Below are 23,997 nucleotides of genomic sequence, written 5' to 3' on the forward strand. Positions count from 1 at the left end.
GATGAGCACGGATGACGAGAGGAGCGGGCGCCGCCGGCCCCGCCTGGCGGTCTTCAAGTTCGCCTCCTGCGACGGCTGTCAGCTGACGCTGCTCAACTGCGAGGACGAACTGCTCGCGCTGGCCGAGCGCATCGACGTCGCGTACTTCGAGGAGGCGGTCACCGCGCCCGACCACGGCGTGTACGACCTCGCGCTGGTCGACGGCTCCATCACCACGCCCGAGGACGCGCAACGCGTGCGGCACGTACGGGAGGTCTCCCGCCACCTGGTGACCCTGGGGGCGTGCGCGACGGCCGGCGGCATCCAGGCGCTGCGCAACTACGCGGACGTGGCCGAGTTCCGCGCTCTCGTCTACGCCCGCGGCGACTACATCGACTCCCTCGCCACGTCCACCCCCGTCAGCGCCCACGTGCCGGTCGACTTCGAACTGCGGGGCTGCCCCATCGACCGCGGTCAACTCCTCGAAGTCGTCACCGCCTTCCTGGACGGACGCACACCGGACGTGCCGGCTCACAGCGTCTGCTTCGAGTGCAAGCGGCGCGGCACGCCCTGCGTGACGGTCGCCCGCGGCGTCCCCTGCATGGGGCCGGTCACCCACGCCGGGTGCGGTGCCCTGTGCCCCGCCTACGGGAGGGGCTGCTACGGCTGCTTCGGCCCTTCCGATTCGACCAACTTCCCCGCGTTCGTACCGCTGTTGCGCCGCGACGGCATGGACACCCTCGACGTCGTGCGGCTGCTGCGGACCTTCAACACCGCGGCGCCGGAGTTCGACGCCGCCTCCAGGAAGGAGGAACTCGGGTGAGCACGGCAACCACGAGAGAGCTGCGCCTGGGCGGCCTCACCCGGGTCGAGGGTCAGGGCGCGCTGAGGCTGCGGCTGCGCGGCGATCAGGTCGTCGAGAGCCTGCTGGCGATCTACGAACCGCCGCGCTACTTCGAGGCGTTCCTGCGGGGCCGCTCCTTCACCGAACCGCCCGACATCACCTCACGCATCTGCGGGATCTGCCCGGTCGCGTACCAGATGAGCGCCTGCCGGGCCATGGAGGACGCCTGCGGTGCCGTCGTCGGCGGGCAACTGGCGGCCCTTCGCCGGCTCCTGTACTGCGGCGAGTGGATCGAGAGCCAGACCATGCACGTCTACATGCTGCACGCCCCGGACTTCCTGGGCTGTGCGGACGTGATCGGCCTCGCCGGCCTCGCCCGGACGGAAGTCGAGCGCGGCCTGCGCCTGAAGCAGGCCGGCAACGCCGTCGTGGAGCAGCTGGGCGGGCGCTCCATCCACCCGGTCAACGCACGCCTCGGAGGCTTCCACCGGGTGCCGGCACGCACCGAACTGCGGCCCCTGCGGGAGATGCTGGTCCGGGCACGGGACGACGCGGAGGCGACGGTGCGCTGGGTCGCAGGCTTCGACTTCCCCGATGCGGCCGTCGATGCCGACTTCCTCGCCCTCGCGGAACCCGGCACCTACGCGATCGATTCCGGCACCCCGGCCGTGGTGGCCGCCTCCGCAGCTTCGACGTCCGCAGCTTCGACGTCCGCAGCCTCCGACTCGGCGCCGGAACAGGCGTCTTACCGCACGTTCCCGCTCCATTCGTTCAGCGAGCACGTGGTCGAGTACCAGGTGGCCCACTCCACGGCACTGCACTCCCGGCTGGACGGCCGCCGCCATCTGACCGGGTCGCTCGCCCGGTTCGCCGTCAGCGGCCGGTGGCTCCCGCCTGAACTGCGCGGCCTGGCACGGGAGTCGGGGCTCGGCGACCCCGCTGAGGGCGAGGTGTGCGGCAACCCCTTCCGCAGCATCGTCGTACGGGCGATCGAGGTCCTTTACGCGGTGGAGGAGGCGCTGCGCATCATCGACGGCTACGAGCCGCCGCCGTCGCCCCACGTCGACGTCCCCGCCCGTGCCGGCACCGGACACGGAGCGACGGAAGCACCGCGGGGGCTGCTCTACCACCGGTACACGCTGGACGCGGCCGGCTCCGTCACCGACGCCGTGCTGGTGCCGCCGACCGCGCAGAACCAGGGAGCCATCGAAGAGGACGTCCGCCGCGCGCTCCAGGAACGCCTGGGCTCCGGCCCCGCCACCGACGCGGAACTGGCCGCCGTGGGCGAGCGCGCGGTCCGCAACCACGACCCGTGCATCTCGTGTTCCGCGCACTTCCTGCGGCTGCACGTCGAACGCGAGGAGAGCGAGGAGAGCGAGAACAGCGGGGAGCGCGAGGAGAGCGGGGAGCGCGAGGAGAGCGGGGAGCGCGAGGAGAGCGGGGCAGGCGAGGACGGGGCCGGCACGGACCTGTGTGCCGGCACGGACCCGGGCGCCGGCACAGGGTGAACGCGCGGCACCACCGCGCCTCCTGCCGCGAAGGCCGCTCTCACCCCGGCCGGAGTTCCATCCACCGCGCACGGCCGGGCGGAATGGTGTGCATGCGTCCGCCCGCCTCCACACGCAACGGGTCGGCCGCCGAGGCCGGTACCGCCACGTGCAGCCGGTCCTTGCGCACCTTGATCTCGACCCCCCAGTGGCCGAGGCAGTGAACGGTGCAGCTGAACTTCGACAACTGCGGCAGCGGCGCCGGGTCCAGGTGCAGGGCCCCGGCATGCACCCTGAGGCCCGTCAGTCCGCGCTGGACCAGGTCGAGGGTGCCCGCCATGGCGCCCAGGTGGATGCCCTCACCAGTGGTGCCTCCCTGGAGGTCGGCGACATCGGACAGCAGCGCCTCCCGGCAGTGCTGCCAGGCGTCCGCCCGGTGTTCCCGCGCCAGCACCCAGGCGTGGACGAGGCTGCTGAGGGTCGACCCGTGGCTGGTGCGGCGGAGGTAGTAGTCGCAGGTCCGCTCCCAGAGCGCGTCGTCCAGCGGGCAGCCGAGCCGGTCGAACAGGGCCTTGAGTTCGGCCGGCGGGAAGAGGTAGCCGAGCATGAGGACGTCGGCCTGCTTGGAGGCGCGGTAGCGGTTGACGCTGTCGCCCTCGGCCTCCAGCACCCGGTCCAGGCGTCTCATTCCGTTTCCGTAGACGGCCTCGTAGCGCTCCCAGTCGAGTTCGGCGAGGTCCCCGTAGCCGTCGAACTGGCTGATGACACCGGCGTGGTACGGGACCCTCAGCCGGCGCGAGACGTCCTCCCAGCGCTCCAGTTCCTCGGGCGCAAGTCTCAGCTGCTCGACGAGCTCCCCCCGGCGGTGGTCGGGAAGCGTCGAGACCAGTTCCAGGGCGCGCGCCAGGACCCAGGCGGCGCCGACGTTGGTGTAGGCGTTGTCCGCGAGGCCCGGCTCGTCTGCCCCGGGATAGGCGTCGTGGTACTCGTCGGGCCCCACCACGCCCGTGATGCGGTAACGCCCCGCCGCGTCGTCCCACCGGGCCAGGCTGCTCCAGAAGCGGGCGACCAGCAGCAGCATCTCCGCGCCCTTGGTGTAGAGGTATTCGAGGTCGCCGGTGGCCTGCGCGTAGTGCCAGATGTTGTAGGCGACGGCGGAGCCGACGTGACGCTGAAGGTGGGAGCGGTCCGGGAGCCACCTGCCGGAGCGGGGGTTGAGGTGCAGCGTCTGCGTTTCCTCGCGTCCGTCGCTGCCGCTCTGCCACGGGTACATCGCGCCTTCGTACCCCGCGTCGCGAGCGGCGCGGCACGCTTGCGGCAGGCGGCGGTGGCGGTAGTCGAGCAGGGCCCGGCACACGTCCGGAACGTGCAGGGTGGAGTAGGGCAGGATGAACAGCTCGTCCCAGAAGACGTGCCCTCTGTAGGCCTCACCGTGAAGTCCCCGTGCCGGCGCACCCACATCCAGGGAGGCGGTGTGCGGAGAGAGGGTCTGCAACAGGTGGAACTGGTGCAGGCGCAGGATGCGTCCGGCCTCCCCCGCCACCTCCATCCGTGTGTCGGTCCACAATCTGCGCCAGGCCGTGCGGTGCGCCGCGCGCAGGTGCCTGAACACCGGGGCCCTGCGGGCCGCCAGGACCGAGGCGTGCAGCGGGTCGCTGATCGCGTTGTCACGTGAGGTGTGCAGCGCGACGGTCTTCTCGACCGTCACCGGCAAGCTCTCCGCGATCGGCACGCTCCTTCGGTCGGCCGCCCTGCGGGGAGTGAACGAAGGTGCCGCCTGCTCGGGGCCCCCGGCAGGCGCGGCGACGGTGGTGCGTGCGGCGAGGGCGATGTCGATGCCGGAGCTGGTCGTCCGGCAGCGGAGCCAGGTGACCTGCGGCTCCGTGGTCCCGGTGTCCCAGTCGCACAGGTGCCGGTCGGCGAGGTCGCGGTAGCGGGCCACCCCGTCGTTGCGCACGTCGCCGTCGAGGCACGACTCGATGTCGATGGCGCCCGACCAGCCGCGCGCGGTGAAGACGATCCGCAGAGCCGCCAGTTGGGGATCGGCCATGCTCACGATGCGGGTCTCCTCGACTTCCAGCTCGCGCCCGTCGGCATCGCGGTAGGCGGTGTAGCGGGTGAGTTCGCCGTGCCGGATGTCCAGCCGGCGGTGGTGCGCCACCATCTCGGGCGAGCGGGGTGAGAGCCAGTCACCGCGCTCGTCGCCTGCGGGGTGGAGGCGGTAGCGCAGGAGGAGCCAGTTCGGGAGATTGACCATGTCCTCGTTCTCCACCTCGTGCCCGGAGACGTCGGAGACGAGGCGGTTGGAACAGCCGGCCGCGTAGGTGCCCGGGTAGTGCGCGCCGCCGGCCGGCAGCTCGACAGCGGCTCCTCGAGTGGCGAAGCGGCCGTTCCCCAGGGTGCACAGCGCCTCACGCAGCTTTTCCTGGTCCTGCTCGTAGCCCTCATACAGCCACGTCCAGGCGTCCATGGCGATCCTCCGGACGGCAGCCCGGCCCCGACCGGACGGACGGGGCCCATCGGCCGGGTGTCCCGCTGACCGGCCCGTATGTCCCCGGGATGGCCGGCGAGAGCCGCGGCGGCTCCGGCGGAAGCCGCCGCGGCCCGCCGCGGAAGGCCTTGAGCGGGTGGGGAGACCCGGAGGACCGCGGCCCGCAGACGGGCGAAGGCCGGCAACCCGCCAGGAGCAGCGGGCGCGGTCCCCCGGGAGACAGCGGCTCAGCCTTCCGGCAGCGGCTCAGCCCTCAGGCACGACCGCCACGGGACAGGGAGCGTGATGGAGTGCCGCGTAGGTCGCGGGTCCCACGTAGGCGCCGTACGGCTTGTGCCGGGCGGGGCGCCCGAGAACGACCAGCCCCGCCCCTTGAGCGGCCTCCACGATCAGCCGGCCCGGCGGGCCGAGCGAGGTCTCCTCCTTCACCTCGACCTCGGGGAACCTCTCACGCCACGGGGCCAGCCGCTCCGCGAGCAGGCGGGCCGCGTCGGCCTCCAGTGCCTCGGTCTCCCCCAGGGTGAGAGCTTCGGGGCTGTCCGGCGGCACCGGCAGCGGCCGCCAGCCGTGGACGGCGTGCAGCGTGGCGCCGCGGCGGTTGGCCGCGTCGAAGGCGAAGGCCGTCTGGCTGCTGCAGGGCTCGGGGGCCACTCCCAGGACGATCTCCCGGTACGGGGTTGCCGCCGAGGGAAGACCGGAGGAGTCGGGCATGTGCTCCTCCTCCGGCGGGCTGGAGGGGCGCACGAGAACCAGAGGGCACATCGTCCGCGTGACCGTGGCGAGTGACACGGAGCCCAGAAGGAAGCCCACCGCGGTGTGGAGCTTCCGGCAGCCGAGTACCAGGAGCTCGGCGTCCTCCGAGAGATCGGCGAGGGCGGCGGCAGGCTGGCCGGGAGCCTCCTCCAGCACCATCGGCACCTGCGGGTGCCTGGCGCGCAGCTCCTCGAGGGTCCCCGGTGGGATCCCGCCGACGACCCCGCGGTGTTCGTCGTAGTCGGGGGTGTGCTCCTGTACGTGCACCAGGCGCACTTCCGCGCCCCTGCGCTGCGCCTCGCGGGCAGCCCAGTCGGAGGCGGCGACACTTCCGGTTGTCCCGTCCAGGCCTGCGATGACGGTGTCGGCCATGGGTCCTCCTCCCTCGAACGAGCCCTGGGAACGGAACCCTCCTGGTCAGGAACGGGCAGTCCCCTCCTGCCAGTGTCATCGGGGAAGGGGCGGCCCGGGAGAGCCGGAGGGCCCTGTCCGGGGCCGGCCGGGCCCTCCATCGGTCCGGTCCCCGCCGACCGTGCGGATGGGAGGCACGGGCGATGAGGGGACGGACAGCCAGGGGACGGACAGTGAGGGCACCGACGTCGAGCACAGCAGCGAGGGCGCGGAGGCACGTACGCGAGGGCGCGGAGGCGCGGACAGCGAGGGGGCGGAGGCACGTACGCGACGGCGCGGAGCACGGACAGCGAGGGCGGCCGTCCTCGTGGGCCGGAGCCTCCCTGACCGCCTCCGGGCCCAGGGCCCCTCACCGGGTGCGCCGAACCTCGTCGCAGCCGCCCGCACCGGCCCAGCTCTGTGAACGGTTCCAGGCCTGGCCACGGTTCGGCGGGGTACGGCTTCATGGGACGGCGTGTCCCGCCGCAGGCGTGACGGGCCCGATTCCGCCGCGGCAGCATCGCGAGGAGTGATTCGGGGGAGATAGCTGCCCACAGGATGAAAAAGCCGTGCCGATAGGGTGTTCTATACGCGCCCGGGAGCGCGAGGTGAGCCGGGAAGTCTGGTCGGCGACTGGGGACCGTAGTATCCGAACGCCGACGACCTGGAGCTTTCGTGCAGAGCCCTGACCTGAGCCCTGACTCCGTGAAGCAGCGCCGAACATTCCTGGGCCTGCTGTCCTGGCCCGAACGCGCCGCGATCACGCGGGCGCTGCGGACCGAGACGATCGGCGGACTGGTGCTGCTGGCCGCCGCGGTCGCCGCACTGGTGTGGGCGAACTCCCCGTGGAGCGGCGCCTACGAGGCCGCCCGGGAGTTCCACTTCGGCATCCCCGCCCTGGGGCTGGACCTCTCCGTGGGCCACTGGACCGCGGACGGTCTCCTCACCCTCTTCTTCCTGGTCGCCGGCATCGAGCTCAAGCGTGAGCTGGTGGTGGGAGAGCTGCGCAGTCCCGCGGCCGCGGTGCTGCCGGTGGTCGCGGCCGTGAGCGGCATGGTGGTGCCCGCCGGTTTCTACATCGCAACGGCTGTGGCCGGGGGCGGCTCCATCGAGGGGTGGGCGGTGCCGATGGCCACCGACATCGCCTTTGCGCTGGCAGTGCTCGCCGTCCTCAGCACCCATCTGCCCTCCGCCCTGCGCGCCTTCCTCCTCACCCTCGCGGTCGTGGACGACCTCGGCGCGATCCTGGTCATCGCCGTCTTCTTCACCAGCGACCTGAACCCGCCCGCGCTCCTCGGCGCCGGCGCCGGGCTCGTGGTCTTCTACCTGCTGCAGCGCTTCCGTGTCCGCGGCTGGTGGTGGTACGTCCCGCTGGGGATCGCGATCTGGGCGCTGACCTACAACGGCGGCATCCACGCCACGGTCGCCGGTGTGGCGATGGGACTGATCCTTCGCGCCCGGCGCGACAAGGAGACATCAGAGCACAAGGCGGAGCCGTCCTCTCCGGGAGAGCGCACGGAACACCTGCTGCGACCGCTCTCCGCCGGGGTCGCGGTTCCGCTGTTCACCCTGTTCGCCGCCGGGGTCGCGGTCTCGCTGGCCGACGTGGGAGAGGTCTTCACGCGACCCGAACCCCTGGGCGTGGTGCTGGGCCTGGTCGCCGGCAAGACCGTCGGCATCCTCGCCGGCACCTACCTCGCGGCACGCTTCACCCGCGCACGGCTGAACCCCGACCTGACGTGGGCCGACGTCCTCGCACTCGCCATGGTCTCCGGCATCGGCTTCACCGTCTCCCTGCTGATCGGCGAACTGGCCTTCCCCGACCCCGCCCAGGCCCGGTACGTGAAGACCGCGGTCCTGCTCGGTTCGCTGATCGCCGCGGCTCTGGCCGCGGTGCTCCTCAAGCGGCGTGACCGGGTCTACCGCAGGCTGTGGGAGGAGGAGAACGTGGACGAGAACGCCGACGACATCCCCGACATCTACCAGCGCGACACCCACGGGGTCTTCGACCGGCGGGGGCGCGAGGGCTGAGGCAGGCCCCGTGACACGCGGCTTCGCGGCGACGGGACCGTTCGGCGGCGGGCCAAGTGAGGCCGTGGCCGCCGCGGTTACGGATGAGACGTCAACTCGTCATCCCGGCCCCCGCGCGCCGCTGGGGCCGGAGATGTGCCGTTTCACTCTCCAACCCCGAGGGAGTCGCGCGATGAAGCTCATTCTGCGGTCCGGTGCCATGACGGCCGCGGCCGGTGCCGGACTGTTCGCCGCGGTCCTGCCGATCGCACCGGCCAATGCGGCCGGGGGGACCCATGTGCGGTGCAACGACATCGCCGGCCTGGTCGCAGCCATCGACCGGGCCAACACCGACGGCGGCCGCATCACCCTGGCGTCGCACTGCACCTACACCCTGACCGCGCCCGACGACGGGGACGACGGACTGCCGGAGATCACCGGCAACGTGACCGTCTCCGGCAGCGAGACCACCATCCGGCGCTCCCCGGACGCGACGCAGGACTTCCGCATCTTCCACGTGGCGGACGGAGGCAAGCTCACCTTGAAGTCGCTCACGGTCAGCGGCGGCCGTCTCACGAGCGGTCTCGGCGGCGGAATCAGGAACGAGGACGGCGGCACGCTGAACCTGAACCGCGCCGCCGTGAAGAACAACCGCGCCGCATCGGGCGCGGGCATCTACAGCCTCGGTGGACAGATCAACCTCGACCGGAGTGCCGTCGCGCGGAACACCGCATCCGGGTTCGGCGGCGGGATCGTCAACGACGGCAACGGCACGATGACGATGAAGGGCGGGTCCCTGGACGGCAACCGGGCGCTCACGAGCAACGGTGGCGGGCTGGAGAACATCCTTGGCACCGCGTCCTTGGAGTCCGCGTCGGTCAGGGGCAACACGGCTCTCGTGGGGGGCGGCGTCCGCAACACGAACGGCTCCACGCTGCGGCTGAAGTCGACCACGGTCCGGGACAACATCGCCGTCACAGGCGCGGGCATCTCGAACAACGCCAGTACGGCGACACTGGTGCGCAGCCTGGTCACGCACAACACGGCGATCACCTCCGGCGGCGGCATCGCCAACGAAGCAGGCGGGCAGGTCACGCTCACCGTCAGCAAGGTCGTCCGCAACGCCCCGGACAACTGCGCCCCGGAGGGCAGCGTCGCCGGATGCACCAACCCGGCCGCTTCGGTCACCCCGCCGGCCTCGAAACTCCCGCCCGCCGACGACATCAGGCCCGTCAGATGAGCCGGCCGGTCTGACGCGCGGTCACGAACCCCGCGGAGGGCGGGACCCGGCGACCGGGTCCCGCCCTCCGTGTGCCTGCCCGCGCAGGTGAACCGCGGGATCAGGCCGGCGGCAGCGGAGTGCCGCTGCGCAGCGCGTTCACGGCGTCGATCGCGTGGATCGCGTCCATCGCGTTCACGCCGCTCCCGAGCGCCCTCAGTTGTTGCCGGGCTTGACCGTGGCGGGCGCGGAACCGACGGAGTTGCAGCCGGGGACGCTGCCGGGAGGGGCGCAGTTGGTCGGATGGTTCTTGAAGACGCTGCTCTCGATGAGCTTCACCTTGGGCAGGTCCTGTTTGGTGGAGCCGCTCGCCTTGCTCTGCTGACGCTCGGGTTCGCCGGTCGGACGGATGATGACGCCGAAGCCACGCCCGTCGTTGTTGATGCCGCCGCCCTGGGTGGGGCCGCCGTTGGCGGTGTTGCGGGTGACGACGCTCTTGTACAGGGTCGTCGGCTCGTCGGTTCCGACGAAGATGCCGCCGCCGGAGCTCTCGGCGATGTTGCCGTTGATCCGGGTGGAGTTCAGGCGCAGCGGTCCGCTCTGGCTTCCCGTGCCGCCGCTGCTGATGCTCATGGTCATCATGCCGCCCCCGAGGCCGCCCCTGCCCTCACCGACGTTGTTGCCGGCGACGGAGACGTCGTCGAGCTTGGTGTTCCCCGCGTTCGCGAGGCCGCCGCCCCAGGAACCGGCCGTGTTGTCGCGGAGGGAGCCGCCCCGCATCGTCATCGTCCCGCTGGTGGCCACGGCTCCGGCGACGGAGCTGGTGTTGTCGCGGACCGAGGTGTTCCGCAGGGTGAGGGTGCCCACGTTGTTCCAGATCCCCCCGCCGAGGAATTCGGACGTGTTGTTCCTGACGGTCACGTCGTTCAGGGCGAGCTGCCCGCGGTCGTTCAGGAGGCCCCCGCCGGCCTGGCCGAAGCCGGTGCCGGACGCGTCGCCGCCGCGGACGGTGACCGAGTTCAGGGTGAGGCTGCTGTTCGGCGTCACGTGGAAGATGCGGAAGGCTCCGGTGGCGCTGGGGGCGCGCTGGACGATGCTGCCGTTCCCGGTGATGCGCACCTTGCCGGTGATCTCGGGCAGGCCGTCGTCGGTGTTGTCGGCCGCCGTGAGGGAGTAGGTGCAGTTGCGGGCGAGGACGATGCTGCCGCCGCCGGTGTTCGCGTCCCTGATGGCGCTCTTGAGCGCGGCGATGTCGTTGCAGGGGACGCGGGTAGGCGCCTGGGCCTGTGCCTGTCCGGCGGGCAGGAGGGTCAGGCAGAGGCCGAGTCCGGTGGCGGCGGTGACGGTGACGCGTCTGAGCGTGTGAGTCATGCGGCTTCCCTTGGCTGTGGGGACGGACAGGGAGGACGGGTTCTCCTGACGCCCGGTCACCGTGCGGTGCCGGCCCCGGGCGCGACTGATCGACAGTCCGAGATCTATCCGAAGCAGGCAGTCGACGCATGTGCGCCTCGGCTGTCTGGCGTCGTCGGCGCCTCGTCTCCCCGGCGCCTCGTCTCCCGGCGGCCCCGGCGCCTCGTCCCCCGGCGCCGCGTGCCGGCCCTCGGGGCGAGGCGGGTGCGGCACCGGCGTACTGCTCTCCGTCTCCGCCCGCGGCTCCCGCCGCAGGCGTGAAGGTGTGCCGGTCGCGCCGGATTCAGGCCAGGGAGAGGAAGAGCTTCTCGAGTTCCTCCTCGGTCAGCGAGGCCTTCTGGTCGTCCGTTCCGTCCAGGCACTGCCGCATCCCGCTGGCGATGATCTTGAACCCGGCGCGGTCCAGGGCGCGGGAGACGGCCGACAGCTGAGTCACGACGTCCTTGCAGTCGCGTCCGGCCTCGATCATGGCGATGACGCCGGTGAGTTGGCCCTGGGCCCTGCGCAGGCGGTTGAGCACCGCGCCGATCGCTTCCTGGTCCTGGTTCATGTGGGCCCCTCCTTGTCGCGTGCCCCGTGTCGGCAATACCCGTACGGGTACCTGGCCCCCGGGTTCGGCCTCTGCGGCCTGGTTCCGGCTCCTGAAAATACCCCGGGGGGTACGTATGTTACGTTGGCCAAGGATACCCCCCGGGGTAAAAAGCCGAAGGGAGTGCAGACGTGTTCTTCATCGACACCATGGAGCTGGAGGGGCTGGGCAACCGCAGCTACCTCGCCGGCGGGCAGCACACCGCTGTCGCCGTCGACCCGCCACGCGACATCGACCAGGTGATCGCGGCTGCCGCTCGCCGCGGAGTGCGGATCTCTCACGTGGTGGAGACCCATATCCACAACGACTACGTGACCGGCGGGCTGGAGCTGGCCGGGGTGACGGGCGCCCGGTACCTGGTGCCGGCGGGCGCGCGCGTGTCCTTCGAGCGGGTCCCCGTCGCCGACGGAGACACCGCTGTCATCGACGAAGGCCTGACGCTGCGGGCCATCGCAACCCCCGGCCACACCCCGCATCACACCTCGTACGCACTCGAGGAGGACGGCCGCGGGGTGGCGGCTTTCACCGGAGGAGCGCTGCTCATCGGCGGCGTCGGCCGGACCGATCTCGTGGAGCCGCGGCTGACCGAGCAGCTCGCCCGTGACCAGTACGCCTCCGCGCACCGGCTGGTGGGAGAGCTGGACGACGAGGTTCCCGTCCTGCCGACCCACGGGTTCGGCAGCTTCTGCTCCTCCTCCCGGGGAGAGGGCGACACCACCACCATCGGCAAGGAGCGGGCCGGCAACGACGCCCTGGTCAAGGACGTCGACGCCTTCGTGGCCGACATGCTTGCCGGTCTGGACGACGTGCCTGCCTACTACACGCACATGGGTCCGGCCAATGCATCCGGTCCGGCCGCCGTGGACCTGAGGCCGCCCCAGGCTGCCGACGGCCAGGAGATCGCCCGCCGCCTGGCCGCCGGCGAGTGGGTCGTGGACCTGCGCAACCGAGTCGCGTTCGCCCAGGGGCACGTCGCCGGTTCGTTCAACTTCGAGGCCGAGGGCAAGCTCGCCACCTACCTGGCGTGGATGATCCCGTGGGGCAAGCCCGTCACACTGCTCGCCGAGTCGGCCGGCCAAGTTGCCGTGGCCCAGCGGGAACTGGCGCGGGTCGGCATCGACCGCCCGGCAGCCTCCGCGACGGGGGACCCGCAGTCATGGCTCACCGAGGGTGCGGAACTTCGCTCCTTCCCTCGCTCGACGTTCGCCGGCCTGGCGGACACGGACCACGGCGACATCGTGATTCTCGACGTGCGTCGGGACTCGGAGCGTGCGGCGGCCGGCCACATCGAGGGGTCGGTCCACATCCCGATCCACGAATTGCACGACCGGCTCGGCGAGGTTCCGCCCGGCACCGTGTGGGTGCACTGCGCGGGCGGGATGCGGGCGGCGATCGCCGCGTCCCTTCTGGACTCCGCCGACCGCGACGTGGTGGCCGTGGACGACGGGTTCGACGCCGCACGCGACGCCGGACTCTCCCTCACCACCGGCACCTGAGCCACACGCCCCCGCAGCCACGACTGGAGTGACACCGATGTTCTCGATCCGTTCCGGGCCCGGCCGGATCACCGCGGCCGAGGCCCACGAGCGAACGAACACCCGCGACCCGGCCGGCCCGGTCCTGCTCGACGTACGTGAGATGTCCGAGTGGACAGCCGGACACGCGACCGGGGCCGTGCACGCCCCGCTGCCGGAACTGCTCGACGGAGCGCCGCTGCCGACGGCCGCTCAGGGCCGCCCGGTGGTGGCGGTCTGCCGCTCCGGACGACGCTCGCAGAGGGCCGCCGAACTGCTGGCGGAACGCGGGATCGACGCCGTCGACGTCATCGGCGGCATGCAGGCCTGGACGGAGGCCGGCCTGCCGGTGGACGACGGCCGTGGCGGAAGCGGTGCCACAGCGTGACCGCACTTCTCATGGCCCTCGCCGCGGGTGCCGTCGTGGGCCTCGCGCTCGGCGGGCTGGGCGGCGGCGGCAGTGTTCTGGCCGTTCCGGCGCTGATCTACCTGCTGGACTTCAGTCCGGTGGCCGCGACGACCGCGAGTCTGCTGATCGTCACCGCCACCTCGCTCACCGGCCTGCTCACGCACGCCAGGGCGGGGAACGTCCGCTGGAAGTCCGGAGCCGCGTTCGCCGCGGCGGGCCTGATCCCGGCCGCGCTGGCGGGGGCCGCCGCCGCACGGCTGCCGCACAACGTGCTGACCGCGGCGTTCGCCGTGATCGCCGCGATCGCGGCCGCAGGGATGCTCCGCACGAAAGCGTCGACGGAGGCCGGGGAACAGGACACCCCGGCCCGTCCCGTCCGGGCCGTCTCCGCCGGTGCGGGCCTGGGAGGACTGACCGGCCTGCTCGGCGTCGGCGGCGGCTTTCTCGCGGTCCCCGCCCTGGTGGGTGCACTGGGCTTCCGGATGCGCGCCGCGATCGGCACCAGCCTGCTGGTGATCGGGGTCAACTCCCTGGCCGCGTTGAGCACCCGATTCGCGACCGTCGACAGGATCGACTGGTCCGTCGTGGCGCCGTTCACGGGAGCCGCGGTCCTGGGGGCCTGGGACGGGAAGCGGCTGGCGGCACGGCTTTCCGGCGCCGCGTTGCAGCGCAGCTTCGCCGTCGTCCTGCTGGCCGTGGCTGCGTTCATGTTCGCGGACACCCTCATATGAGGCGCCGGTGCGAGCAGGCCGCCGCTCACGCCAGGGAGAGGAACAGCTTCTCCAGCCTGGCCCGCATCTCGTCCCGGTCGGCCACCTGCTCGCTGTCGGCGAGGCAGTGCTGCAGTCCTGTGGCGATGATCGCGAAACCCGCCCGGTCCAGAGCACGGGAAGCCGCCGCGAGCTGGGTCACCACGTCCTCACAGTCCCGTCCCTCCTCGATCATCTTGATGATCCCCGCGATCTGCCCCTGTGCGCGGCGCAGCCGGTTGACCACGGCCTTCAGCTCCGCACCCGCCAGTTCCAACTCCACGTCGAACTCCCGTTTCCTACCCCTCGGGGTAACCCACCGGGGTATGTCCCCGCGACACCAAGGATGACATCTGCCATGACCACTCCCACCAGCCTCGGCGTCGACCAGCTCGGCACCCGGATCCACGACCTGACCGTCATCGACGTCCGCACCCCCGGCGAATACTCCTCGGGGCACCTGCCCTCCGCGCACAACATTCCCCTGGACCAACTGGACCGGGCCCTGCCCGCGCTGACGGAGGCGGCAGGCCGCGGCAGGCTCCTCATCGTCTGCGCCTCCGGGGCCCGTTCCGCCCAGGCGGCCCGGAAACTCTCCGCCCGGGGCATCGACGCCGCCACACTCGACGGCGGCACCAACGCATGGAGCGACCGCGGCCACGATCTGCACCGCCCCGAAGGAGCCCGCACGACCTGGGGCATGGAACGCCAGGTCCGGCTTGCCGCGGGGAGCCTCGTCCTCATCGGCCTGATCGTGGGCCTGGTTCTCCCCTGGGCGCTGCTGCTCTCCGCAGCCGTCGCAGGGGGGCTGGTCTTCTCCGCCGTCACCGACACCTGCGGAATGGCCGCCGTGCTGGCAAAGCTGCCGCACAACCGGCCCCGAGGCGCCGACCTCGACACGACACTCGCCGCTCTGCGCGGCTGAGGCGGTCCGGCCCTGTCCGGCCCTGTGGCCGGGTCGGGCGCACACCGAGGTGACGGAACGTTGTCCGCGGTCCCGACGCAGGGCTGTCGTCCCCCGCCGAGTGGGGTCATTCCCGGCGGGGCTCCGGGGAGTCGAACGACCGGAGCCCGGTACGGGCTATCGCTCGAAGCGGTAGCCCATGCCCGCTTCGGTGATGAAGTGGCGCGGGTGCGCGGGGTCCTGTTCGAGCTTGCGGCGCAGCTGGGCCATGTAGACCCGCAGGTAGTTGGTCTCCGTCTCGTAGTTGGGTCCCCACACGTCCCGCAACAGCTGCCGCTGCGTGACCAGGCGTCCGGAGTTGCGTACGAGGACTTCCAGAACGTGCCACTCGGTCGGGGTGAGCCGGATGTCGCTGCCGTCCCGCCGGACCTTCTTGGCCGCGAGGTCGACGGTCAGGGTCTCGGTCTCGACGACGACGTCCTCATCGTCGGCGGCCGGGGCGGCCCTGCGGACGGCGGCGCGCAGACGGGCGAGGAGTTCGTCCATGCCGAAGGGTTTGGTGACGTAGTCGTCGGCGCCGGCGTCGAGGGCGTCCACCTTCTCGTCCGAGGTGTGGCGAGCGGAGAGCACGATGATCGGCACCCGGGTCCAGCCGCGCAGGCCCTTGATGACGTCGATGCCGTCGATGTCGGGAAGGCCGAGGTCGAGGAGCACCACGTCGGGGGGTGAGGCGGCGGCGAGTTGAAGGGCGGAGGCACCGTCGTGGGCGGATTCCACGCGGTACTTGCGGGCGCGCAGGTTGATCGTGAGAGCCCGTACGAGCTGCGGTTCGTCGTCGACGACGAGGACCCGGGGCATCCTTCCTCCCTCGTGCCGCGGGGCGGTTGCCAGGGTTCGGGTCATGAGACGGCTCCCGCGGGGAGATCGGGCCGGGCAGGGGGCCTGCCGGGAGCGGTTCTCAGAGTGAGAACCATGGTCAGGCCGCCGCTGGGAGTGTCCTCGGCGGTCAGCGAACTGCCCATGGCCTCGGCGAAGCCGCGGGCGACGGCCAGACCGAGGCCGACGCCGTCGCCGCGCGGCACGTCCCCGCGGCGCTGGAACGGCTCGAAGATGCGTTCCTTGTCCGCGTCCGGTACGCCGGGGCCGCGGTCGATGGTGCGCAGCTCGACGGTGTCCCCGAAGGCACTGGCGGACAGCAGTACCGGGTTGTCGCCGGGGCTGTACTTGACGGCGTTCTCCAAGACGTTGGCGACGACGCGTTCCAGCAGCCCCCTGTCGGCGGTGACCATGGGCAGGGTCTCGGGGATGTCCAGCCGCACCGCGGATTCGGGCACGCCCCTGAGCGCGAGCGGAACGACCTCGTCGAGGTCGGTCTCGCGCATGAGCGGGGTGACGGCTCCGGTCTGGAGTCTGCTCATGTCCAGCAGGTTGCCGATGAGGTGGTCGAGCCGGTCGGCGCCCTCCTCGGTGGCGGCGAGCAGTTCGGCCCTGTCGGCCTCCGACCAGGCGACGTCTTCGGAACGCAGCGATGACACCGACGCCTTGACGGCGGCGAGAGGCGTGCGCAGATCGTGCGAGACCGCCGCGAGGAGGGCGGTGCGGATGCGGTCGGTCTCCTCCAGCCGGCGGGCCCGTTCCGCTTCGGCGATCAGCCGCCGACGTTCCAGAACGGCGGTGGCCTGCGCGGCGAACGCACCGAGGACACGCCGGTCCTCAGCCGGCAGCACCCTGCCGCGCAACGCCAGTGCCGTGCTGTTCCCGGCGGGCACGGCCACCTCCGCGTCGTCGGGGTGGTCCGCCGGGCGGGGCCCCGCACTTCCGGCGCGTCTCCAACCGCCTCGCTCGCCGGTGCGCTCCAGCAGGGCGGCGGATTCCATGCCGAAGGTCTCCCGGACGCGCTCCAGCAGGACTGCCAGCTCGGCCCGTTCGGTGGGCTCCGTTCCCTGGGCCGGCTCCGCCCCCTCGGCCGGCATCGCTCCTTCGCCCTGCCCCGGCTCGGAGACGCCCCGCTCACGCGGCCCGGGTTCCGTCGGGTGCGCGGGGGCCGCCCCGAGCAGCACACCGCCCGTGAGGTGACTGAGGATCTCGGCCTCGGAACGCAGCCGGGCCGCCTGGTGGGTGCGGCGGGCCGCAAGATCCACCACGGAGGCCACCGCGACCGCCAACACCACGAAGATCACGATGGCAAGGATGTTGTTGGGGTCGGAGATGGTCCAGGTGTGCACGGGGGCGCTGAAGAAGAAGTTCAGCAGCAGTGATCCGACGACGGCCGAGACGAGAGCGGGCAGCAGCCCGCCCAGCAGCGCCGCTGTCACCGTCAGCGTGAGGAAGAGCAGCATCTCGTTCGCGAGCCCCAGCCCCGGCCCCAGTGCCGTGAGCAGCAGCGTGAGCAGGGCCGGCCCGGCCGTGCCGGTGAGCCACCCGGCGACGAGACGGCTGCGGCCGAGCCGGGCTCCGCGGGCGGCGGGCAGCCCCCGGCCCGTGGCGGCGTGCTCGTGGGTGACGATGTGCACGTCGATGTCGGGGCCGGACTCGCGCGCGACGGTGGCTCCCACCCCGGGGCCGAGCACGTACTGCCAGGACTTCCGCCGGCTGGTGCCGAGCACGATCTGCGTGGCGTTGACGCCGCGGGCGAAGTCGAGCAGCGCGTCGGGAACGTCGTCGCCGACGACGGTGTGGAAGGTGCCGCCGAGATCCTCGACGAGCCTGCGCTGGATGGCGAGTTCTTCCGGTGAGGCCGAAGTCAGTCCGTCGCTGCGGGAGATGTAGACGGCGAGGATCTCACTGCCGGAGCCCTTGGCCGCGATGCGGGTCGCCCGCCGGATGAGGGTCCGGCCCTCGGGGCCGCCGGTGAGGCCGACCAGGATGCGTTCGCGGGCCGGCCAGGGGGAGGAGATGCCCTTCTCGGCGCGGTACTGCTGGAGGTATTCGTCGACTCTGTCCGCGGTCCAGAGCAGGGCGAGTTCACGCAGGGCGGTGAGGTTGCCGGGCCGGAAGTAGTTCGACAGGGTCGCGTCGATCTTGTCGGCCGCGTAGACGTTGCCGTGTGCCAGACGCCGGCGCAGCGCCTGCGGGCTCATGTCCACCAGCTCGATCTGGTCGGCCCGGCGGACGACTCCGTCGGGGACTGTCTCGCGCTGCCGTACGCCGGTGATGGACTCCACGACGTCCGTGAGGGATTCCAGGTGCTGGATGTTGACCGTGGAGATCACGGTGATTCCCGCGTCGAGCAGCTGCTCGATGTCCTGCCAGCGCTTTTCGTTCCTGGTGCCCGGGATGTTGGTGTGGGCCAGCTCGTCGACGAGGGCCACGGCCGGCTCGCGGGCGAGTACCGCGTCCAGGTCCATCTCCGTGAAGTCCGCTCCTCGGTGGGTCACCTCACGGCGCGGGACGACTTCCAGGCCGTGGAGCAGCACCTCGGTGCGTGGGCGGCCGTGGCATTCGACGAAGCCGACCACCACGTCCGTGCCTCTCTCCAGACGCCGGTGGGCCTCGGAGAGCATGTCGTAGGTCTTGCCGACCCCTGGGGCGGCTCCCAGGTAGATGCGCAGTTTGCCGCGGGCCATGGCTCCATTGTCTTCCACGTCGGTGGGGGCCGGCGGCCCGGTCATCGAGAAGCACGGGCTTCGGCCGCCGGTGAGATCAGGGGTTCAGTCGTGCAGTTCGCGCAGGTCGAGGTTCAGTTCGAGGACGTTGACCGTCGGCTCTCCGAGGAGGCCGGCGATGCGGCCCTGGGTGTGCCGCTCGACCAGTGCGCGGACCGCGGCCGGGTCGAGGTGGCGGGCTTCGGCGACCCGGTCGGCCTGGATCCTGGCGTACGCGGGCGAGATGTCCGGGTCGAGGCCCGAGGCGCTCGCCGTCACCGCATCCGCCGGAACGTCCGAGCGCGGGACGTTGTTGAAGTCCGCGATGCGCGTCTTGCGTGCCTCGACCTCCTTCCGCAGTTCCGGACTGGTGGCTGCGAGGTTCGAGGCCCCGGACGCGAGGGCGTCGTAGTCCCCGGCGGAGGGCCGGGGCTGGAACCACTGCGGTGCCGGGTTGCCGCCCTTGCCGTTCCAGGTCTGGCCGATCAGCGAGGACCCGACGTTCTTGCCTCCGCTGCGGACGAGGGAACCGTCGGCCTGGCCGCGGAAGGCGGCCTGCGCGATGCCCGTCACCAGCAGCGGGTACAGCACGCCGGTGACGAGGGTGAGCACGAGCAGTGCTCTCAGCGCGGCCCATGCGAGACGTGAGCCGTTGCGGACGGACGCGTTCATGAGCCGGCCCCCGGGAGGAGTGAGATGAGCAGATCGATGAGCTTGATGCCGATGAAGGGGACGATGAGCCCGCCGACGCCGTATATGCCGAGGTTGCGGCGGAGCATGCCGTCGGCGCTCATCGGCCGGTAGCGCACCCCTCTCAGGGCGAGCGGCACCAGCGCGATGATCACGAGTGCGTTGAAGACGACCGCTGAGAGGATCGCGGACTGGGGGCTGGTCAGGCGCATGACGTTGAGCGCGTCGAGCCCCGGGTAGGCAGCGACGAACATCGCGGGGATGATCGCGAAGTACTTCGCCACGTCGTTGGCGATGGAGAACGTCGTCAGCGCCCCGCGCGTGATCAGCAGTTGCTTGCCGATCTCGACGATCTCGATCAGCTTCGTCGGGTTGGACTCCAGGTCCACCATGTTCCCGGCCTCCTTGGCGGCCGAGGTCCCGGTGTTCATCGCGACGCCCACATCGGCCTGTGCCAGTGCCGGGGCGTCGTTGGTGCCGTCACCCGTCATCGCGACGAGTTTCCCGCTCCCCTGCTCCCGCCTGATCAGGGCCATCTTGTCCTCCGGGGTGGCCTCCGCGAGGAAGTCGTCCACTCCGGCCTCTTCGGCGATGGCCTTCGCGGTGAGCGGGTTGTCACCTGTGATCATCACCGTTCTGATGCCCATGCTGCGCAGTTCGGTGAAGCGTTCGCGCATGCCGTGCTTGACGACGTCCTTCAGGTGGATCACCCCGAGGATCCGGGCGCCGCGGGTGTCCTCCACGGCCACGAGCAGCGGGGTCCCGCCGGAGGTGGAGATGGCCTCCACCTCGTGGCGGGCGTCCTCGGGAACGGTGCCGCCGCGTTCGGTCACCCACGCGGTGACGGCGTCGGTGGCTCCCTTGCGTACGCGGTGGACGCCGCCGCCGTCCGCGACGTCGACGCCGCTCATCCGGGTCTGCGCGGTGAACGGGATGAACTCGGCGTTGCCCAACTCGCCCTCGTCGCGGGCCCGCAGGCCGTGCTTCTCCTTGGCCAGGACGACGATGGAGCGGCCCTCGGGGGTCTCGTCGGCGAGCGAGGAGAGCTGGGCGGCGTCGGCGAGTTCGTCCGCGTCCGCGTTCCCGAGCGGTACGAAGACCGCGGCCTCCCTGTTTCCCAGCGTGATGGTGCCGGTCTTGTCCAGCAGCAGGGTCGTGACGTCGCCTGCGGCCTCCACCGCCCGGCCCGACATCGCCAGGACGTTGCGCTGCACGAGCCGGTCCATGCCGGCGATGCCGATGGCCGAGAGCAGCGCGCCGATCGTCGTCGGGATCAGGCAGACGAGGAGCGCGGTGAGCACGGTCATGGACTGCTCGGCCCCCGCGTACACCGCGAAGGGCTGCAGCGTGACGGTGGCCAGCAGGAAGATGATCGTCAGCGACGCGAGCAGGATGTTCAGCGCGATCTCGTTCGGTGTCTTCTGACGGGCGGCGCCCTCGACGAGACCGATCATCCGGTCGAGGAAGGTCTCACCGGGCTTCGTGGTGATCCTGATCTTGATGCGGTCGGAGAGCACCCTGGTGCCGCCCGTGACGGCCGAGCGGTCGCCGCCGGACTCGCGGATCACCGGTGCGGACTCGCCGGTGATGGCGGATTCGTCGACGCTGGCGACACCCTCGATGACGTCGCCGTCGCCCGGGATGACGTCACCGGCCTCGCAGACCACCACGTCGCCGACGCGCAGCCCGCTGCCGGGGACCCTGCTCTCGGTGGTCCCGCCCGCCTCGTCCTGATCGAGGCGGCGCGCCACGGTGTCGGTCCTGGCGCGGCGCAGGGTGTCGGCCTGCGCCTTGCCGCGTCCCTCGGCGACGGCTTCGGCGAGGTTGGCGAAGACGACGGTCAGCCACAGCCATACCGCGATCGACCAGGCGAACCAGCTCGGGTCGACGATCGCCAGGACCGTGGTCAGCGCCGAGCCGATCTCGACGACGAACATCACGGGCGACTTGATCATCAGCCGCGGGTCCAGTTTCCGGAAGGCTCCGGGCAAGGACGTGAGCAGCTGCCGGGGGTCGAACATGCCGGGCGAGGCGTTCTGGGAGGCCGCCGGGTGTGCGGCGGAGCCGGCCGGTGACATGAGGGTGGTGTCCTTCGCTGGTGGGGTCCCGGGATGTGAGGGTGCGGGGACGCGGCAGGTGCGGTTGCCGGTGCGTATCGTCATGACAGCCCTTCCGCCAGCGGGCCGAGCGCGAGTGCGGGGAAGAAGGTCAGGCCGGCCACGATCAGCACGGCGCCCACCAACAGCCCGGCGAAGAGCGGCTTCTGGGTCTTCAGCGTTCCCGCGCTCGCCGGGACCGGCCGCTGGTCGGCGAGGGACCCGGCCAGGGCGAGTACGAACACCATCGGCAGGAACCGCCCGAGCAGCATCGTCAGTCCGAGAGTGGTGTTGAACCACTGGGTGTCGGCGTTCAGCCCGGCGAAGGCGCTCCCGTTGTTGTTGGCCGCCGACGTGTAGGCGTACAGGACTTCGGAGAAGCCGTGCGGCCCGGAGTTGAGGATCGAGAGCTGCGGCGTCCGAAGCGCCAGGGCGGTGCCGGTGAACGCCAGCACCAGGGCCGGGGTGATCAGGATGTAGCAGGCGGCGAGCTTCATCTCCCTGGGGCGGATCTTCTTGCCCAGATACTCGGGCGTCCGTCCGACCATGAGCCCCGCGATGAAGACGGCGATCACCGCGATGATCAGCATCCCGTACAGGCCCGAACCCACGCCGCCCGGCGCCACCTCGCCGAGCATCATGCCCAGCAGCAGCACCCCGCCGCCGAGCGCCGAGAACGACGACTGGGACGCGTCGACCGCGCCGGTCGACGTCATGGTCGTGGACACCGCGAACAACGAGGACGCGCCGACGCCGAAGCGGGTCTCCTTACCCTCCATCGCGCCGCCCGCCGCCTGTGCCGCGCTGCCGGGATGGGCGGACTCCAGCACGGTCACCGCGATCACGGCGCCGAGCCAGATCACGCCCATCGCGGCGACGATCGCGTACCCCTGCCTGGCGCTGCCGACGAGCCTGCCGAAGGTGCGCGGCAGTGAGAACGGGATGACCAGCAGCAGGAAGATCTCGAAGAGGTTCGTCAGCGCGTCGGGGTTCTCGTACGGGTGGGCGGAGTTGGCGTTGAAGAAGCCCCCGCCGTTGGTGCCGAGTTCCTTGATCGCTTCCTGGGAGGCAACCGCGCCCCCGGGCAGGTGCTGGGTCGCACCGGTCACCGTGGTGATCTCCTGCGGCGAGGCGAAGTTCTGCACCGCTCCCGCCGCGACCAGGGCGATCGCGGCCAGCGTCGCCACCGGCAGCAGGATCCGCACGACGCCCCGCACCAAGTCGGTCCAGAAGTTGCCCAGTTCGCCCGTCCGCGTGTGTGCGAAGCCCCGTACCAGCGCGACGGCGACGGCCATGCCGACGGCCGCGGACACGAAGTTCTGCACCGCCAGCCCACCCGTCTGCACCAGGTACCCCATGGTCGTTTCGCCGGAGTAGGACTGCCAGTTGGTGTTCGTGACGAAGGAGGCCGCCGTGTTGAAGGCCTGGTCCGGGGAGACCGGCCGGAAGCCGAGCGACAGCGGCAGCCGGTTCTGGAGCCGCTGGAGCAGGTACAGGAACAGGACGGAGACCGCCGAGAAGGCGAGGACGCCGCGCAGGTAGGCGGGCCAGCGCTGTTCCGCGGCGGGGTTCGCACCGATCGCGCGGTAGATCCACCGTTCGACGCGGAGATGGCGGGTGGAGCTGTAGGTGCCGGCCATGTAGTCGCCCAGGGGCCGGTGCACCAGAGCCAGAGCAGCGATCAGCGCCCCGACCTGGAGTACGCCCGCGAGAGTGCCGTTCATCGGTCAGAACCTCTCCGGGAAGATCAGCGAGACGACCAGGTAGACCAGCACGAGGACGGCGAGGACCAGGCCGGCGACGTTCTCGGCGCTCACAGCTTCGCCACCCCCTTGGCGACCAGAACAACGAGCGCGAACACTGCGACGACGGTGACGACGAAAGCCAGATCGGCCATCGCGACTCCCCGGGAAACTCGGGCTGTGAAGCCCGCGGACGCGGGCTCACGCACGAGAGAACTCCCCGCAGGGCCGGGCACGGCCGCCCTTGACGAGTCTCTGACGCTCCAACGGGCGATCTTTACGGTGCTCTGACGCCGACGGGGTCAAGCGGTGCCGCGACCCCGGGGCCCGAGGCCCCGTCACGGCCGGAGGGGGCGGCCCCGCTAAGGCCCCGCTGCCTGCCGCGGGTGCCACATCCGCCTGGACGCCCCTCTTCCTGCCGCTCTTCCTGCCGCTCTTCCCGTCGCCGCGGGCCGCGGGCGGCGCCCGTCCCGCCAGGGACCTTCGGCCCGCCCCGTACAGGGCCCACCGGGCCTGGCACACCGTGCGCGCTCCGCCGACGCTGGAGAGGAGCACCAGGAGAGGTGACCCGATGACTCTGCTCCGCGTACTCGTCGCCTACAGCAGCAGGAACCGGTCCACGGCCGGGATCGCCGCGTGGGTCGGTGAGACGCTCCGCGACAGAGGGCTCGAGGCGGACGTCACCGCTGCGGAGAAGGCTCACGACATCTCCCGCTACGACGCGGTTGTGCTGGGTTCCGCCGTGTACGCCGGGCGGTGGCGCAGCGACGCGACCCGCTTCGCGCGCCTTCACCGGCACCAGCTGCGGCGCATGCCCGTGTGGCTCTTCAGCAGCGGGCGTCGCAACACCTCACGCAGACGGGAGCGGATACCGCCCCCGCCCAGCGTCGCGCGCATCGCGAGGAGGCTCGGCGCCGAGGAGCACCGCACGTTCGGCGGCCGCCTCACCGACGGGGCGAGCGGCGCCCTGGCCGGGCGGCTGCTCGGGGAGGGACCCGGTGGGGACCTGCGCGACCAGCAGGAAGTGAGCGCATGGGGCGGCGGCATCGCGGCCCGGCTCCGCTCGGAGCGGGCAGGGGTCTGAGCGTGGGCGGGCGGGGGCGTGACCCGTGGGCGGGCGCGCGGGAGACGGAGCGG

At 71.5% G+C, this 23,997-nt stretch carries 21 protein-coding genes; 9 read left to right on the plus strand and 12 right to left on the minus strand.

What is annotated here, in order from left to right; translation table 11 throughout:
• The first annotated feature begins 1 nt into the window (after position 1).
• Both EV375_RS19075 and EV375_RS19080 read left to right on the plus strand, forming a co-directional pair.
• A complete protein-coding gene (locus EV375_RS19075; RefSeq protein ID WP_130300500.1) occupies positions 2-802 on the plus strand; it encodes an NADH-quinone oxidoreductase subunit B family protein in 801 nt (266 codons plus the stop codon).
• Positions 799-2,331: a nickel-dependent hydrogenase large subunit gene (locus EV375_RS19080; protein WP_130300501.1), complete on the plus strand. Its 1,533-nt coding sequence runs from the start codon at positions 799-801 to the stop codon at positions 2,329-2,331. Before EV375_RS19075 ends, EV375_RS19080 begins: the two co-directional genes overlap by 4 nt.
• 40 nt (positions 2,332-2,371) lie before the next feature.
• On the opposite strand, the gene EV375_RS19085 is transcribed toward EV375_RS19080, so the two are convergent.
• Positions 2,372-4,780, minus strand: coding sequence for a glycosyl hydrolase family 65 domain-containing protein (locus EV375_RS19085; RefSeq protein WP_130300502.1), 2,409 nt, complete (start codon positions 4,778-4,780; stop codon positions 2,372-2,374).
• 267 nt (positions 4,781-5,047) lie between these two features.
• On the minus strand, positions 5,048-5,926 hold the full coding sequence (locus tag EV375_RS19090; protein WP_130300503.1) for a universal stress protein: 879 nt from the start codon (positions 5,924-5,926) through the stop codon (positions 5,048-5,050).
• Between the two features lie 723 nt (positions 5,927-6,649).
• Here EV375_RS19090 and nhaA point away from each other — a divergent pair.
• Together nhaA and EV375_RS19100 are read left to right on the plus strand one after the other, a co-directional pair.
• The gene (nhaA, locus tag EV375_RS19095) at positions 6,650-7,975 is read left to right on the plus strand and encodes a Na+/H+ antiporter NhaA (protein WP_486588578.1); all 1,326 of its coding nucleotides are present in this window, start codon (positions 6,650-6,652) and stop codon (positions 7,973-7,975) included.
• Positions 7,976-8,147: 172 nt separating this feature from the next.
• Positions 8,148-9,194, plus strand: a complete 1,047-nt coding sequence (locus tag EV375_RS19100) for a right-handed parallel beta-helix repeat-containing protein (RefSeq protein ID WP_130300504.1) — start codon at positions 8,148-8,150, stop codon at positions 9,192-9,194.
• A gap of 195 nt (positions 9,195-9,389) precedes the next feature.
• Here EV375_RS19100 and EV375_RS19105 read toward each other — a convergent pair whose 3' ends face one another.
• Together EV375_RS19105 and EV375_RS19110 are read right to left on the minus strand one after the other, a co-directional pair.
• Positions 9,390-10,544 carry a right-handed parallel beta-helix repeat-containing protein gene (locus EV375_RS19105; RefSeq protein WP_130300505.1) on the minus strand — a complete coding sequence of 385 codons (1,155 nt, stop codon included), beginning with the start codon at positions 10,542-10,544 and terminating at the stop codon, positions 9,390-9,392.
• A 322-nt stretch (positions 10,545-10,866) separates the two neighbouring features.
• Positions 10,867-11,133, minus strand: a complete 267-nt coding sequence (locus EV375_RS19110) for a metal-sensitive transcriptional regulator (RefSeq protein WP_130300506.1) — start codon at positions 11,131-11,133, stop codon at positions 10,867-10,869.
• A gap of 170 nt (positions 11,134-11,303) precedes the next feature.
• Here EV375_RS19110 and EV375_RS19115 point away from each other — a divergent pair, with 170 nt between their 5' ends.
• The 3 genes from EV375_RS19115 to EV375_RS19125 are packed head-to-tail and all read left to right on the plus strand — an operon-like array spanning position 11,304 to position 13,826.
• On the plus strand, positions 11,304-12,668 hold the full coding sequence (locus EV375_RS19115; protein ID WP_130300507.1) for an MBL fold metallo-hydrolase: 1,365 nt from the start codon (positions 11,304-11,306) through the stop codon (positions 12,666-12,668).
• Between the two features lie 37 nt (positions 12,669-12,705).
• Positions 12,706-13,074 carry a rhodanese-like domain-containing protein gene (locus tag EV375_RS19120; protein WP_130300508.1) on the plus strand — a complete coding sequence of 123 codons (369 nt, stop codon included), beginning with the start codon at positions 12,706-12,708 and terminating at the stop codon, positions 13,072-13,074.
• A complete protein-coding gene (locus tag EV375_RS19125) occupies positions 13,071-13,826 on the plus strand; it encodes a sulfite exporter TauE/SafE family protein (protein ID WP_130300509.1) in 756 nt (251 codons plus the stop codon). The genes EV375_RS19120 and EV375_RS19125 overlap by 4 nt, the downstream gene beginning before the upstream one ends.
• Positions 13,827-13,851: 25 nt before the next feature.
• On the opposite strand, the gene EV375_RS19130 is transcribed toward EV375_RS19125, so the two are convergent.
• Positions 13,852-14,127, minus strand: coding sequence for a metal-sensitive transcriptional regulator (locus EV375_RS19130; RefSeq protein WP_055484788.1), 276 nt, complete (start codon positions 14,125-14,127; stop codon positions 13,852-13,854).
• Between the two features lie 75 nt (positions 14,128-14,202).
• Here EV375_RS19130 and EV375_RS19135 point away from each other — a divergent pair, with 75 nt between their 5' ends.
• Positions 14,203-14,769: a rhodanese-like domain-containing protein gene (locus tag EV375_RS19135; RefSeq protein ID WP_130300510.1), complete on the plus strand. Its 567-nt coding sequence runs from the start codon at positions 14,203-14,205 to the stop codon at positions 14,767-14,769.
• A gap of 156 nt (positions 14,770-14,925) precedes the next feature.
• Here EV375_RS19135 and EV375_RS19140 read toward each other — a convergent pair whose 3' ends face one another.
• From EV375_RS19140 to EV375_RS29205, 7 genes are all read right to left on the minus strand, one after another.
• The gene (locus EV375_RS19140) at positions 14,926-15,606 is read right to left on the minus strand and encodes a response regulator (RefSeq protein WP_130300511.1); all 681 of its coding nucleotides are present in this window, start codon (positions 15,604-15,606) and stop codon (positions 14,926-14,928) included.
• 41 nt (positions 15,607-15,647) lie between these two features.
• On the minus strand, positions 15,648-18,314 hold the full coding sequence (locus EV375_RS19145; RefSeq protein WP_130300512.1) for a sensor histidine kinase: 2,667 nt from the start codon (positions 18,312-18,314) through the stop codon (positions 15,648-15,650).
• A gap of 84 nt (positions 18,315-18,398) precedes the next feature.
• The gene (kdpC, locus tag EV375_RS19150) at positions 18,399-19,004 is read right to left on the minus strand and encodes a potassium-transporting ATPase subunit KdpC (RefSeq protein ID WP_130300513.1); all 606 of its coding nucleotides are present in this window, start codon (positions 19,002-19,004) and stop codon (positions 18,399-18,401) included.
• Entirely contained in the window at positions 19,001-21,100 is a 2,100-nt protein-coding gene (gene kdpB, locus EV375_RS19155; protein ID WP_130301960.1) for a potassium-transporting ATPase subunit KdpB, read from the minus strand. The genes kdpC and kdpB overlap by 4 nt, the downstream gene beginning before the upstream one ends.
• 80 nt (positions 21,101-21,180) lie before the next feature.
• On the minus strand, positions 21,181-22,842 hold the full coding sequence (gene kdpA / locus EV375_RS19160; RefSeq protein ID WP_130300514.1) for a potassium-transporting ATPase subunit KdpA: 1,662 nt from the start codon (positions 22,840-22,842) through the stop codon (positions 21,181-21,183).
• A 3-nt stretch (positions 22,843-22,845) separates the two neighbouring features.
• Positions 22,846-22,935 (minus strand): K(+)-transporting ATPase subunit F, encoded by a 90-nt coding sequence (gene kdpF / locus EV375_RS19165; RefSeq protein WP_130300515.1) that lies wholly within the window; start codon positions 22,933-22,935, stop codon positions 22,846-22,848.
• Entirely contained in the window at positions 22,932-23,069 is a 138-nt protein-coding gene (locus EV375_RS29205) for a hypothetical protein (RefSeq protein ID WP_165434654.1), read from the minus strand. Before EV375_RS29205 ends, kdpF begins: the two co-directional genes overlap by 4 nt.
• A 362-nt stretch (positions 23,070-23,431) precedes the next feature.
• Between EV375_RS29205 and EV375_RS19170 the strand changes: the two genes are divergently transcribed.
• Positions 23,432-23,944, plus strand: a complete 513-nt coding sequence (locus tag EV375_RS19170; RefSeq protein WP_130300516.1) for a flavodoxin domain-containing protein — start codon at positions 23,432-23,434, stop codon at positions 23,942-23,944.
• Positions 23,945-23,997: the final 53 nt, after the last annotated feature.

Source organism: Streptomyces sp. CNZ301, assembly GCF_004217425.1.